At 43.8% G+C, this 13122-nt stretch carries 13 protein-coding genes; 5 read left to right on the top strand and 8 right to left on the bottom strand.

What is annotated here, in order from left to right; translation table 11 throughout:
• Positions 1 to 7: 7 nt before the first annotated feature.
• From B2575_RS12240 to B2575_RS12230, 3 genes are all read right to left on the bottom strand, one after another.
• Complete coding sequence (locus B2575_RS12240; RefSeq protein ID WP_296242339.1) at positions 8 to 1375, bottom strand: MATE family efflux transporter; 1368 nt, start codon at positions 1373 to 1375, stop codon at positions 8 to 10.
• A 461-nt stretch (positions 1376 to 1836) separates the two neighbouring features.
• The gene (locus B2575_RS12235) at positions 1837 to 2877 is read right to left on the bottom strand and encodes a hypothetical protein (protein WP_296242337.1); all 1041 of its coding nucleotides are present in this window, start codon (positions 2875 to 2877) and stop codon (positions 1837 to 1839) included.
• A 148-nt stretch (positions 2878 to 3025) separates the two neighbouring features.
• Positions 3026 to 3520, bottom strand: a complete 495-nt coding sequence (locus B2575_RS12230) for an EVE domain-containing protein (RefSeq protein WP_296242336.1) — start codon at positions 3518 to 3520, stop codon at positions 3026 to 3028.
• Between the two features lie 276 nt (positions 3521 to 3796).
• Between B2575_RS12230 and hemW the strand changes: the two genes are divergently transcribed.
• On the top strand, positions 3797 to 5095 hold the full coding sequence (gene hemW / locus B2575_RS12225) for a radical SAM family heme chaperone HemW (RefSeq protein ID WP_296242333.1): 1299 nt from the start codon (positions 3797 to 3799) through the stop codon (positions 5093 to 5095).
• A 114-nt stretch (positions 5096 to 5209) separates the two neighbouring features.
• Here the strand turns inward: hemW and B2575_RS12220 are convergent, their stop codons facing one another.
• A complete protein-coding gene (locus B2575_RS12220; RefSeq protein ID WP_045447789.1) occupies positions 5210 to 5350 on the bottom strand; it encodes an entericidin A/B family lipoprotein in 141 nt (46 codons plus the stop codon).
• Positions 5351 to 5652: 302 nt separating this feature from the next.
• Here B2575_RS12220 and B2575_RS12215 point away from each other — a divergent pair, with 302 nt between their 5' ends.
• Positions 5653 to 6225, top strand: a complete 573-nt coding sequence (locus B2575_RS12215; RefSeq protein ID WP_045454970.1) for a tRNA (cytidine(34)-2'-O)-methyltransferase — start codon at positions 5653 to 5655, stop codon at positions 6223 to 6225.
• 92 nt (positions 6226 to 6317) lie between these two features.
• Here B2575_RS12215 and B2575_RS12210 read toward each other — a convergent pair whose 3' ends face one another.
• The 4 genes from B2575_RS12210 to tusD form a co-directional block, all read right to left on the bottom strand.
• Entirely contained in the window at positions 6318 to 6689 is a 372-nt protein-coding gene (locus B2575_RS12210) for a TusE/DsrC/DsvC family sulfur relay protein (protein ID WP_109591289.1), read from the bottom strand.
• Positions 6686 to 7060 carry a hypothetical protein gene (locus tag B2575_RS12205; RefSeq protein ID WP_296242329.1) on the bottom strand — a complete coding sequence of 125 codons (375 nt, stop codon included), beginning with the start codon at positions 7058 to 7060 and terminating at the stop codon, positions 6686 to 6688. The genes B2575_RS12210 and B2575_RS12205 overlap by 4 nt, the downstream gene beginning before the upstream one ends.
• Before the next feature lie 114 nt (positions 7061 to 7174).
• Entirely contained in the window at positions 7175 to 7498 is a 324-nt protein-coding gene (locus B2575_RS12200; protein WP_045454966.1) for a hypothetical protein, read from the bottom strand.
• 71 nt (positions 7499 to 7569) lie between these two features.
• Positions 7570 to 7986 carry a sulfurtransferase complex subunit TusD gene (gene tusD, locus B2575_RS12195; RefSeq protein ID WP_211181263.1) on the bottom strand — a complete coding sequence of 139 codons (417 nt, stop codon included), beginning with the start codon at positions 7984 to 7986 and terminating at the stop codon, positions 7570 to 7572.
• 216 nt (positions 7987 to 8202) lie between these two features.
• Between tusD and glnE the strand changes: the two genes are divergently transcribed.
• The 3 genes from glnE to B2575_RS12180 form a co-directional block, all read left to right on the top strand.
• Complete coding sequence (glnE, locus tag B2575_RS12190) at positions 8203 to 11082, top strand: bifunctional [glutamate--ammonia ligase]-adenylyl-L-tyrosine phosphorylase/[glutamate--ammonia-ligase] adenylyltransferase (RefSeq protein ID WP_296242325.1); 2880 nt, start codon at positions 8203 to 8205, stop codon at positions 11080 to 11082.
• Positions 11083 to 11365: 283 nt separating this feature from the next.
• A complete protein-coding gene (locus B2575_RS12185; protein WP_055124135.1) occupies positions 11366 to 12295 on the top strand; it encodes a branched-chain amino acid transaminase in 930 nt (309 codons plus the stop codon).
• A gap of 309 nt (positions 12296 to 12604) precedes the next feature.
• Positions 12605 to 13122: glycosyltransferase (locus B2575_RS12180; protein ID WP_296242323.1), on the top strand; the 518-nt coding region annotated here is incomplete at its 3' end.

The following is a 13122-nucleotide window of genomic DNA, read 5'->3' as shown; positions in this document are numbered from 1 at the left end:
TGATGCATTAACCCCACATCGCCGTCAGACGCTTTTGTTGATAGCGCAGGCGTAGGGTGAGTAGAATAGAGGATAAGAATAAACCCGTAATTAATGCCATCCAAAACCCTTGTGCGCCTATATCGGTGAAGCGCACCAAATAAACACCGAGTGGCAATGCCACCAGCCAGTAACAGAACAACGTGACCCACATTGGGATCGTGGTGTCTTGCATGCCGCGCAATATACCAGCGACGTTGACTTGCCAGCCATCGAACAGCTGATAACCAAGAGCAAAAATAAGTAAATGCATAGATTGCGTGATAACGGCTGGGTTATCAGAGAATGCGGCTGCCAATTGCGGCCTAAATAGCCAAATACCAATCATACAAGTGAGCGCAATCAATACTGTCCAGATAAGACCAGTGGCTTGCACTTGACGTAACGCCATGAGGTTTTTTTCGCCAAAACGATTGGATACCATGATTGTCAGTGCCATCGCGACCGATATCGGAATCATAAACAGCTGGGAAGTCACTGCTAATGCCACCTGATGCGATGCGGTTGCTAGCTCACCTAATGGACTGATAACAAGAGCGCCCAAGCTGAACAAACTGGCTTCAAAAAAGATAGAGATACCAATCGGAATACCAAGTTTAAGGAGCTTTTTAATCTGTTCACGATTAGGACTGGCAAAGGCATAAAAGAAGCGCGTGCTGGCAAACTGCTGTCGCTTAGTAAAGCTGGTATAAGCCGCCAGTAATAAAACGTTTATCCATAACACAATGGCCGTTGCGACCCCACAGCCTGCGCCGCCCATTTCAGGCATGCCAAACAGACCGTGGATAAAAATATAGTTAAGGGGAATATCGGCAAGTAGTCCGATGATACTAATCACTGTCACTGGCTCAGGTCGCCCAAGTGCTTCGCAATAACTGCGTAGTACCGCATAGACAGCCAGAGCGGGAAAACCAAACGACACGCCATGCAAATACTGCGTTGCTATCGGTTGGATGTTTTCAGGCACACCCATGACCCCAAGTACATTAGGTGCTAAATTAACGATGATAAAGCCCATAATACCAATGACACTGGCGGTCCATAAAGACTGCTGCGTGATATGCGGTACTTGGTGGTGCTTATTTTGACCAATCGCCTCACCAATAAGAGGGGTGGTGGCGATTAAAATGCCAGTGGCTAATAAAAACAGCGGCAGCCAAATACCAGAGCCAACGGCGACGGCCGCCAAATCAAGCGCGGAGACTTGACCTGCCATGATAGCATCGACCACACCAAGTGCTGCTTGGCAAAACTGAGTAATTAAAATAGGAAGCGCGAGAACGCCTAAGCGTAAGCTGTAGCTTTTAAAATCTCTAAAAGATAATGGGAAAACCATAGTGAGCAACTTTTTATTCTTTGCGGTAATTATGATAGATGAGCAAATATTGCCATCAACAAAACAATAGCGAGACGGTCATACCATGACCAAAAACTTGAGCAGAAAAGCAAATGAGAATGAGGACATGCCCTAAGCACGTTTAACTAAGCTAATCCATTTTTTGGCTGGATGTAAAAGGGGGAGTCGTGCCGACGATAATACTCCGATAAATAATATGAGCAAGCCCATATAGACAGAGTATGCAAAAAAAAGGCAGGCACAAAAATAAAAATGACCCGTCAATCCAAGCAGTGGATTGACGGGTCATAAATAAATAGAATGGTAAAGAAGCCACGCTATGATGTCAACGCTTTAAAAGCGTTATATAGCTCTTAAAAACTGACTGTGAAAGGTAATCGATTCCATAGAGTGTGCACTGGACGATAACCATTCTAACTTATAGGCACATCAGCAGGCATTTATAGCGACTCAGGCAAATCTTGCACCACCGCTTGATAGCCAATCAAGGTATTATTGGCATCAAAGGCTTGCACGACAATCACGTAATTGGTGGACATGGCTGGAATGACAGGGGTAAACTGCGTTTCAAGATTACTTAATATCACATTCTGCACATAGCCGTTGGCACCAGACTCGGCTTTGTTGACATCAATTTGGCTGACCAGTAAATACTTGGTATTGGCAGGATTTTGCCAAGTGACGGTCTTTTGACTGCCATTACCGATGACATCAAGAGTCATTTTGCCCAGACTATAATCAAGTGGGTAAGTCTTAAAATTAGAGCGATCGCTGATGGTGTAGGTGACGTTGCAATTTTTTTCGCTACTGGTTAGTTTTTTACCGCCAAGGCCATCCTGATACTCAAAGCTACCTCTCCAAGGTGATCCTGCTTCTTTTTCCTCAAAGCTCCCCGCAAAAGTGGTTAATAAGTTTGGTGTTTCTACGCCCAAATCATTGACATACTTAATGTCTAAGAATGCTAACGTATCGAGACTGCCTGTTATTTTACCCGCGATATAGTTGTCAACCTTGATGGCTGAGTTGATACCCAAAGTGTTATTTTCTTGGCAGGCTTGCTGCTGATAACTAACGCTACCATCGACGCTGCCAGCGCCATCTTTGCTGATGTCAAAGTAAACGGCACCGATATCGATATCGTCGCTGTCACTATCGTCAATCTCAATAAAGTGTCCGACATATAAACCGCCGCGACCGCCTTCTGGGGTTATTTTGTCCAAGAAATTATCGAGTGATTCTTCTGGTAAAAATACCGACTCCAGAATCTCGGCCATGGATTTTTCATCATCGCTCAGCTTATCTTCGACTTCTTTATACTTCTCTTTGACCTTGTCTTCCACACGATCATATTCATCTTTCACCTGATCTTCTATTCGGTCATATTCCTCTTTCACCTTGTCCCCGTCACTGCCACAGGCGCTAAGAGTAAGACTGAACATGCTGACAGTTAATACAGATAATAGTAGTTTGGGTGCGCTCATAAGCGGGTCCTGATAATGGGGATAAAGGTGTGATAAAGAAAATCGATAAATGAATTATTGAGCATAAGTCGCAAATATAGCAAATTTTTTGCAGACAGCGCATCAATAAGTGTTCGTTGATAACACTAAAAACCTTACTCAATCGTTACTATCTAACCACTGGTTGCTCAGATAGTAGATTAAGTGTTTCTGCCATATCCATAATGGCGTACCAGTGTTTGGCGTCTAGTGGAATCACGGTAAGTTGCTCACAGCCTTTTCTCATTAATAATGAATCCTCAAGTGCGGGTAAAAATTTAAGGGCTGATAGTGGTAGAATATCAATGAACGCTTGCTCAAAAGTGACGTCTACCATATACCAGCGTGGCTCATCTTCGGTGGCAATAGGATCGTAATGACGGTGCTCAGGATGGAACTGGCAAGGGTCAGGGTAGCCTGCTTTGCTTACCCTCATGATGCCAGCGACGCCAGACGGTTTAGCGCTAGAGTGATAAAAGAATACCTTGTCGCCGACCTGCATCTCGTCACGCATGAAGTTACGAGCGCGGTAATTGCGCACACCATCCCAACTGTCGGTCTCTAGGCGTTGCAAATCATCAATACCAAAAAACTTGGGGTTGGACTTCATTAACCAATAAGCCATATCTTTATCCTATTTATCATTATCAGCCATTCATTATTTGCAATATCACTGTATGCAATGTCATTTAATACAATGCCATTTTATGCCATTATTCTTCACTATTTTGCCTATAAAAGTACAGGGTTAACATGCATGTTTGTGACTGATTTTGTTATTGATCGGCTTTTCTTTAAGATAGCCTTTTTTTTAATCACATTAGCCGTTATCCTAGCGCTACTTTCTGCTAGTGACAGCAGTCATCCATTTATGTAACCTTTTTTATAGATACCTTCGTTTATGTCAAATATTAAATCTGCTCATTTTTCTGATAATCTCAGCATCTCTAATAAGACTGCGAGTGGGATACAGGTAAGTGCCATTCCACTGGCGCTTTATATTCATATACCGTGGTGTGTCAAAAAATGCCCTTATTGTGATTTTAATTCGCATGAGCTGCCGATGGATATGCAGCTATCTATGTATGACGAATATGTGGATGCGCTGCTGTCAGATGCTGCCATGCAGCAGTCGTTAACCCAAGCGCGTGAAATTAGTTCAATTTTTATCGGTGGTGGTACGCCTTCACTGCTACCCATTGTGCAATACCAGCGATTGTTTACTGGCTTACGTAGCATCTTTAAGTTTGCTGATGGCATTGAAGTAACGATGGAAGCCAATCCGGGCACGCTTGAGCATGCGCCTTTTTCCCAATATTTAGAGGTGGGTATCAATCGTTTGTCAATAGGTGTACAAAGTTTTGCGGCTGATAAGCTAAAAACCCTTGGTCGCATACATGACCCTGCACAAGCATTGTCAGCGATTCGTGCGGCGGTCGCGGCTGGGTTTGAGCGAGTCAATGTCGATTTGATGCATGGGTTACCGCAGCAAACGATGAATGAGGCGCTGAACGATATCCAGATGTCGCATGATGCTGGGGCGACGCATATCTCTTGGTATCAATTAACGATTGAGCCCAATACTGTATTTTACCGTAGCCAGCCGATTTTGCCAGATGAGGATAACTTGGCAGATATTGAGCAGGCAGGTCAAGCGTTGTTGCAGCAGTTGGGCTACCGCAATTACGAAGTATCCGCGTGGGCAGGCGCGTCAGATAAAGCATGCCGTCACAATGTTAATTACTGGCAATTTGGTGACTACCTAGCGATTGGTGCGGGTGCACATGGTAAAGTAACGATTGCTCATGAAGCATCAGCATTAACAGAGAATGGCTTAAAGAATGACTCGCTAGCAGATTCTGGTATTTATCGTTTTAGTAAGTCACGACTGCCTAAAGATTATGTGGATTATCAAGATAACACTGATTCTTTTGTTAAACAAAGCGCACCAAAAATGGTGGGTTGGCAGGAAATTGATAGTGAGGAGTTGGTCAGTGAGTTTATGCTGAATGCGCTACGTCTACATGATGGCGTCGCTTGGTCGATGTTTACCGTAAGGACAGGGCTGAGTGATGATGATATTGCTGTACAAGTGGCGCAATTGATTGCTCAGGGATTGCTAGTAGACAATACTGAGCGGCTACAGCCAACGCTATTGGGTCAACGTTATCTCAATCAGATATTGCGAGCTTTCTTATAATTGGAGATATTCACTGCGTCTTTAATGTCAGTCTTTACGATCGAAAAATAAAGTTATAAAAAAAGGCTTATCACATAAATGACAAGCCTTTCAAATACGCAAAAAAATCAATACTTAGATTTTATTTTGTACGTCTTGTGCGCCGCCAGTAACAGCTTCGCCAGCGCTTGATACGTCTTGGCCCAAACCTTTAAAAGTGTTGCAACCAGTTAGAACAAACATAGCAGTTAAAGATGCGATGATTAATTTTTTCATAATAGAATCCTCAAAAATGGGTCGTTATAAATAATAACAGTGATGCTAAGCATTAGGCTTGAGCCTCACTGAGGGGTTATTGGATAAGATAATAATTGATAAATACTATCTCGATATCCGTTAGAGACATCATAGTGAAAGTTAAAAACTGTGCAAAGTATCAAAATGTAATTATTGGCAGTAAACTGTAACTTTTAATTACCTTTTGCTCAGAAATTCAAATAACCATCATTTTAGTAGAGTCTGTCCACGTTATCTCGGATCGACGATAATATGCAGATTTGACGACTTAAGGAGTCGATATGACCACTCATATTGTGTTGGTAGCGCCCAAAATGCCTAGTAACACGGGCAATATTATCCGCTTATGTGCCAACACGGGCGCGCAGCTACATTTGGTCAGGCCATTAGGGTTTGAGCTTGATGATAAAAAGCTACGGCGTGCAGGTTTGGATTATCATGAATACGCGCACCTACAAGTACATGATGATTGGGCAGCAGCAAAACTGGCGCTACAGGCAGCGGATTGTCATATTGTCACAGCATTGACCACCAAACTGAGCAAGCCTTTTTATGACTATGACTTTGGTGGGCAACAGATGGCTGCCGAATCTGATCGTGCTTTGATGCCTGAGCAGATACCTAATGTCGCCTTAGTATTTGGCTCTGAAACAGCAGGTCTGGCAGACGATATACGTGAAGATATCGGCGCTGATCACTGGTTGCGCTTGCCTATGCTGGCTGATTCACGCAGTTTAAACTTATCGAATAGTGTGGCGATATGTCTATATGAGGTATGGCGTCAGCAAGGCTTCACTGGTGATGAAGGTCGTAGTATCGGGTATGAGACGTTGACAGTGTACGACCCAAAATAGCCATGCATTTTTTACTGATTGCAGGCGATGATCCAACATTTAGGTATTCATCGCCATTCATAACACCTTATCAATCATATATGCCATATATCTTATAAGCAGTTGGGTGGTTTGGGCAGACCGGCAAGGCGATTGACATGGCGGGCAACCAAGCCAGTGTTGAATAATTGCTGTAGTTTCTGATTGCTGATATCATGCTCTGGCAAGGTTTTCTGTAACCATTTAATCAGTGGGCGCGTGGCTGGTGCGTGATTAAACTGAGTAAAAAATGCCCGTACCTGCTGTAAAATTTGTAAATGCTCAGTTTCTAGATGCACCTCTAGAGTGTTGGCCAATTGCTGAGCGACTTCAGGGGTCCAGATATTATGGTCACATAAATGACCGTCTTGATCCAATTCAACGTTGATTGCCGCTGTTATATCATGATTGGTTATATCGTGATTGATCGTATTATCGTTATTCATAAGGCAATGGTCACTACTTTATCAAACCTCGCATTATTAGCATCGGTATTACTAGCACTGGTATTACTAACACTAGTGCTCTGAGTTAGATTGACCCATTCTTCATCGGTTAACAGCCCATTCAACTTGGTCTCTAAATTGAGCTTCGCACTGGTATTGGTACTCAGCTGCGCTACATCATCGGCTAAGGCATAAATATTTGCGATGCCTTGTATTTGACTGTCATTCAAATAGGCATCAAGCCAACTGATAAAAGCCACGGTGCTACCAAGCAAGAGAATACTGTCACCGGTGCGCCATGTCCGTGACATCTCATCGACACTGCGCCTGAGCGTATCCATTGTGCTGTGTATTTGATATAAAGTTGCCATAACAGTGTCCGATTCGTTGCTAGATTTAGGATAAGGCGTGTCCTCATTTTCATCTCTATTTTTAAAATGAGGACACGTCCTAGTATTTAAAGTATTACAAATAAAATGGCGAGGCTAAAAGCGTAGTATTTGCTCAAAGTCTGAAGCATTCACCACTTCAGGTATCAATGTCAATTGTGAAGCCAAATCAATAGGCAGCATACCCGTGACCCACCCGCTAAAGACATCGTCAGGTAGCCAAGCGGCTGGCATGTCATATAGCTCAAGCGACTGAATCATGCCGTGCAAACGCGACGCAGGCTGCATCAACAAGCCAAAAACAGGCGCATCCAAATACAGCTGTACTTCATGACCAAAGGTGGCTAGCGTTAATGCAAGCGCACAGCCTTCATAACTCGCCATTTCAGTCGGCGTGAGCAGCTGAATTAATAATTTCATGGTTAATTCCTAATCTAATTGGTCGCTGACAGTTATTATCATAAGATGTAATCTGTCTGCACGGCAAGTCATCAAAATTGCATCAAACGACAGTCGCCTTGCATCATCATCGCAAGCTCACTCAGTCCGACCAGTGAAAAGCCGGTGGCAAGGTTGTCACCATTAAGTTGATGGCGTTTGCTGTTATCCGTGTCGCTAATGCCGCGACTGAGAGCAGTACTGACACAGACAGGCAGCGCTAACTGGAACTGCTCAGCGAGCGTTTGCCACTCTTTGGTTAAATTAATTTGATCCGCCGACTGCCAGCGTAAACCATTGGCCGTATGCGCCGCATCGCCATAAAAAAACACGTTTAAGGTGACATTATCATTGGTATCTTTATTATTGGCGGCATTTATCAGGTAAGCGCGTGCATAGCGTAGCGCTAAATGGGCAAGTGGGTGGCCAGGATCAGCAGTAATCAGAAGCAATGGGGTCATGGTTGTCATAAGAACTCTTTTCAATCATCTGCACTAAAGTTGTTTATGCTACCATAAAGCGCTCAAAAGCAAATAGGGTCACTGTCATTAAACGTAGTTTTATATTAAATACCGACATATTGCGTATCGTTAGTTGATGCTGTGACTACTTCGTAAGAAAAAACGATAAACTTATGCGCTAAGTTCACGTAGTCTTATCACTCTATGCAAGGAGTTATGTTCCCTATGTCATCCGCTATGCCTTCACGTGCGACCCATGGTACAGATTGTCAGTATACAACCGAACAGCTGCAAATATTGCAGACGGCAAGCGAGTTCGCTTATCAGATTTGGGAGAGTCGAACGGTTTCATGCCAAACGTTTTTACGTAGCTACCCGTTAGATCGAACCCTAACTCGGCAGCAAATCGATGATTTGATTCAAGATTATACGTTAGATGATAATTACCAACTTGCTGATGAAGTGAAGGTGATGAGTGGCCTGCGTCATCTACGTACACTGCTGATGATGCGCTGGATTTGGCAAGATGCCTTACAACTGATAGCACTTGAGCAATTGACCGACGAGCTGTCTGAGTTTGCAGACGGCTGTATCTCATTTGCCAAAGATTACACCTACCAGCATTTAATTAAACAGTACGGCGAACCGACTTTTATCAATGCTAAAGGTAACGTGCAAATTGATGACATGGCGATTATGGCGATGGGAAAGCTTGGCGCTCATGAGCTGAACCTATCGAGTGATATAGACCTTATCTTTGTTCATCAGGCTCGCGGTGTAACCAACGGTGATAAATCAAAAGGCACGCGCAGCATAGATAATAAGCGGTTTATGACAAGGCTCGGTCAAGGTATTATTAAATTACTGGATCAAAAGACGGCTGATGGCTTTGTCTTTCGGGTCGATATGCGTCTGCGCCCTTGGGGTGACGGTAGTGATTTGGCCATTCATCTGTCCGCATTGCAGAAGTACTTCTCTCAACATGGACGTGCATGGGAGCGTTTTGCATGGTTAAAAGCGCGAGTAGTCGGGCAGCTAGAACAGCCGTTTTATGATGAGATACAAGCGCTCATCAAGCCCTTTGTTTTCCGTTATTACGTGGATTATAGTGCTTTTTCAGCGCTCAGGGAGATGAAATCGCTTATTCAAAACCAAGTCGCTCAGCGGGAGGATTTGGATAACATCAAGCTGGGTGCTGGTGGTATCAGAGACATTGAATTTATTGTGCAGGCCTTTCAGTTGATTTATGGTGGCAGGCATCCTCAATTACAGGTGAAATCTTGTTTACAAGCGATGCAGGTATTACATAAGCTTGAGTATTTAGAGAGGACTACTTATCAAGAGCTCCAAGCCGCGTATCGTTTTTTACGTCGGCTTGAACACGCCATTCAAGCGATTAATGATCAACAGACTCAGCGTTTGCCACATGATCCGCAGTGGCAGTATAACTTGGCGGTTACCCTTGGGTTTGATGATTGGAACGCACTGTTAGATACCCTTAACCACCACCGAGACAATGTCAATGTTCCCTTTGAGCGTATGGTGACCGAACGTCAGGTACCGGATCATGAAGACACAGATCTTGAGCCCGAACATCTTGATGAACAGATTGCACGATTGAATGATGTGTTAACGGCAGAAAACCGAGTGCTATTACAAGATTTTTGGCAGTCAAAGATGGTCGCTAACTTAAGCGATGAGGCTCGCGAGCGGTTGGATGACGCTTATCCTGTGATTATCCATGCGTTACTCGCTCATCAAGAGCAGCAGCAATTGGCCAATACCGCTTTGCCGCGTCTCATTACATTGCTCGAAGCGATTTGTCGTCGTTCTATCTATTTGGTGATGATTGCAGAAAATCCCAATGCGACAATTGAGCTGATACCCATGCTGTCGGCCAGTCCTTGGATTGCCAAAGAGTTGGCACATTATCCTGTGCTTTTAGATACTTTTTTACAGCAGCGCTATCGGCATTTACCAGACAAGCCTGAGTTGCGTGATATTTTGCGTCAACAGCTATTGCGCGTAGAGCCTAATGACGAAGAAGAGCTGCTCAGCGTATTAAGACTATTTAAGAAGAACCAAGTGTTGGCGGTCGCCGCCAGTGATGTATTGGCTGAGCGTCCGATTATGAAGGTGTCGGATTCTCTCACTTATATCGCAGCGGTGGTACTAGAAGCCGCATTAGAACGGGCTTTTGCAGAAATTGTCAAACGCTACGGTTATCCTATTGGACAAGATGGCGATCCAGTGACTGAGGCAGACTGCGGTTTTGCCATCATTGGTTATGGCAAGCTTGGCGGGCTAGAGCTGTCGTATTCTTCAGATTTGGATCTGGTGTTTTTACACAAAATAAAAGAGCAGGGCATGACTACGGGTGAAAAATCAGTCAGCGGTATGAAGTTTGCTGCCCGTTTGGTACAAAAGCTGATGAACTATCTCAATACCCAAACTCGAGATGGCCGCGCTTATGAGATTGATATGCGTCTACGCCCCTCAGGTAATGCTGGCATGATGGTGGTGTCTTGTCATGCTTTTGAAACCTATCAGCTAGAAAAGGCATGGTCGTGGGAGCATCAAGCCTTGGTACGGGCACGAGCGATTTGCGGTGACAAACGAGTGACGGCACGTTTTTGTGATATTCGCCGAGACGTATTGTCATTACCGCGCACGATAGAGCAGGTGCGTACAGAAGTCACCAGTATGCGTATTAAGATGCAAAAACATCTGGGCACCAGTCAATGGCAGCAACAAGCAGGTAAGTTTCATCTTAAACAAGATGCAGGCGGGATCATCGATATTGAATTCTTAGCGCAATTTGCAGTATTGGCTTATTCGCATGAGCATCCGAGCCTGACCAAATGGAGCGACAACGTTCGTATTTTCGAAGAAGTGGCATCACTAGGTATTTGGGAGGAGCAAGTCTGCCAAGATTTAACGGATGCTTACCTCAGAATTCGTGCTGCTACTCATCAATTGGCACTATCAGAGCAATCGCTATTGGTGGATGAGTCACTGTGGAAAGAAACACGAGCATTAGTACAAGCGCAATGGCAACATTTGATGGGTGTTAATTTGTCCGATGGCGATTCGCCCAATTCTTAAGAAGGTTTTTGCTTATAAATAATAGCCTGTGATACTCAAACTAAAAGATTTCATTTGCTAGCACCGCCAATGATATAATCGGCGACACATTACGATAAAGCTGTCAGTTGTTGGTTATTACTTAGTAAGGATAACACTATATTTTAGCAATAAAATTTGACGCTGCGGTGTTATCATATGATGTTGATAAATACGATTAAACGAAACCTCTAGTTGAAGCATTTATACGTGCGTCGACTATACCTAAAAAAATAGCCGTTAGTGCTAACATAAGGATTATAAAATGAATATGGCAACACAAGATGGTAAGCTTTGGATGAATGGCACAATGATTGAGCAGCCAGATGCCAAAGTCCATGTGCTGACGCATAGCCTGCATTATGGCATGGCTGTGTTTGAAGGTGTGCGCGCGTACCAAACTGCTGATAATCGTACGGCAATTTTTCGTCTAAAAGAGCACACCGAGCGTCTGTTAGGCTCTGCAAAAATCTTTCAAATGAATGTACCGTTTGATGCAGCGACTCTGGAGCAGGCGCACAAAGATGTGGTCAAGCAAAACAACTTGGCAGAAGCCTATATCCGCCCACTAATTTGGGTCGGTGCAGAAAAGCTTGGTTTATCGTCACGTGATAACAGTATCAATGCAATGGTTGCTGCTTGGCATTGGGGCGCTTATCTGGGTGAAGAGGGCATCAAGAACGGCATCCGTGTAAAAACCTCTTCATTTACTCATCATATGACCAATGTGACCATGTGTAAGGCAAAAGCCTCGAGCAACTATCCAGTGTCCATCATGGCAAACCAAGAAGTCACTCGTAATGGTTATGACGAAGCTATCTTGATGGATCCGCAGGGTTACGTTTGCCAAGGTGCAGGCGAAAACTTATTCTTAGTAAAAGATGGTGTATTGCATACACCAGATTTAGCGGGCGGTGCACTTGACGGAATCACGCGTCGTACTATCATTCAATTTGCCGATGATCTAGGCATCAAAGTCGTTGAACGCCGTATCACTCGTGATGAGTTTTATTTGGCGGATGAGATATTCATGACGGGTACGGCGGCTGAAGTCACACCTATTCGTGAATATGATGACCGTACTATCGGCAATGGTGGACGTGGACCTTTGACTGAGCAGCTACAAACCTTGTACTTTGATGTAGTACATGGTCGCAATGAGCAATATATGGATTGGTTAAGTTTTATTGATTAATATTTAGAATTATGTTGTATGAGATAAAAAAGCTAAGACTGTTTTAAGTCTTAGCTTTTTTGTTGAGTGGTATTAATCGGTATTCTAAAGTAAAGTTCATACACTATAACTATACGCTCGCACATAATTTATGGATGCGGTATCATAACGTCGCTTAGTTTCAAGCTATATCTAGCTATGGTGTCCATCTACAAACACGGCTGCTTAGCATATCGATTCTTAAAGCAGGTGCGTTCAAATTGAGAGCGTCACAAAACATTATTTTTAGCTAAGTCTGGCTTTACTTTGAATAGATTAATGGAGAAGCCGTTGAGAGTCTTACATTTTGTCACTGGTGGCTTTTCAGGAGCCACGAAAGTTGCTATTGATTTGGTTGAGGCACACAATCAAATAGAATCGACTGAAAACCTGTTAGTACTGCGTCGCAAAAAAACGACCGTACCAGAAAAGCTTGCTGAACTTGAAGGTAAAGATATCGATTACAAGGTTGTCACAGGTACTAACCATCTTGCGACCCTTCACGAATTAAAAAAACTATGTGTGCAATGGCGACCTGATATATTGGTTGCGCATGGGTTTCCTGAGCATTTACTGGGAAGACGGGCAGGGCTATTGGCACAAGTACCTTGCTTGGTACAAGTGGAACACAACTCTAAAGAGCGCTATACACCTTGGAAGATATACCAAACGCGTAAACTAAGTAAATCAACTGCTAGAATTGTGGCTGTCTCTGAAGGCGTAGCCCAAGTCTTATCTGAGCAGGGTCTTCACGCACCCATTCAAGCCATCCCAAATGGTATTGATACCACTCGATTTGGCGGTGTGAA

The sequence above is a fragment of the Psychrobacter sp. UBA6739 genome (assembly GCF_002453835.1).
GTDB classification, from domain to species: domain Bacteria; phylum Pseudomonadota; class Gammaproteobacteria; order Pseudomonadales; family Moraxellaceae; genus Psychrobacter; species Psychrobacter immobilis_A.
Note: the sequence above shows the minus strand (reverse complement) of the source record. Positions and strands in the feature narration are given on the sequence as shown.

What these genes read in the sequence shown, in the direction of transcription:
- B2575_RS12235 (WP_296242337.1), bottom strand. Translation starts at nt 2,877, where the DNA reads ATGAGCGCACCCAAACTACTATTATCTGTATTAACTGTCAGCATGTTC.
- B2575_RS12210 (WP_109591289.1), bottom strand. Translation starts at nt 6,689, where the DNA reads ATGAATAACGATAATACGATCAATCACGATATAACCAATCATGATATA.
- B2575_RS12230 (WP_296242336.1), bottom strand. Translation starts at nt 3,520, where the DNA reads ATGGCTTATTGGTTAATGAAGTCCAACCCCAAGTTTTTTGGTATTGAT.
- B2575_RS12215 (WP_045454970.1), top strand. Translation starts at nt 5,653, where the DNA reads ATGACCACTCATATTGTGTTGGTAGCGCCCAAAATGCCTAGTAACACG.
- tusD (WP_211181263.1), bottom strand. Translation starts at nt 7,986, where the DNA reads ATGACAACCATGACCCCATTGCTTCTGATTACTGCTGATCCTGGCCAC.
- B2575_RS12240 (WP_296242339.1), bottom strand. Translation starts at nt 1,375, where the DNA reads ATGGTTTTCCCATTATCTTTTAGAGATTTTAAAAGCTACAGCTTACGC.
- glnE (WP_296242325.1), top strand. Translation starts at nt 8,203, where the DNA reads ATGTCATCCGCTATGCCTTCACGTGCGACCCATGGTACAGATTGTCAG.
- hemW (WP_296242333.1), top strand. Translation starts at nt 3,797, where the DNA reads ATGTCAAATATTAAATCTGCTCATTTTTCTGATAATCTCAGCATCTCT.
- B2575_RS12220 (WP_045447789.1), bottom strand. Translation starts at nt 5,350, where the DNA reads ATGAAAAAATTAATCATCGCATCTTTAACTGCTATGTTTGTTCTAACT.
- B2575_RS12200 (WP_045454966.1), bottom strand. Translation starts at nt 7,498, where the DNA reads ATGAAATTATTAATTCAGCTGCTCACGCCGACTGAAATGGCGAGTTAT.
- B2575_RS12205 (WP_296242329.1), bottom strand. Translation starts at nt 7,060, where the DNA reads ATGGCAACTTTATATCAAATACACAGCACAATGGATACGCTCAGGCGC.
- B2575_RS12185 (WP_055124135.1), top strand. Translation starts at nt 11,366, where the DNA reads ATGAATATGGCAACACAAGATGGTAAGCTTTGGATGAATGGCACAATG.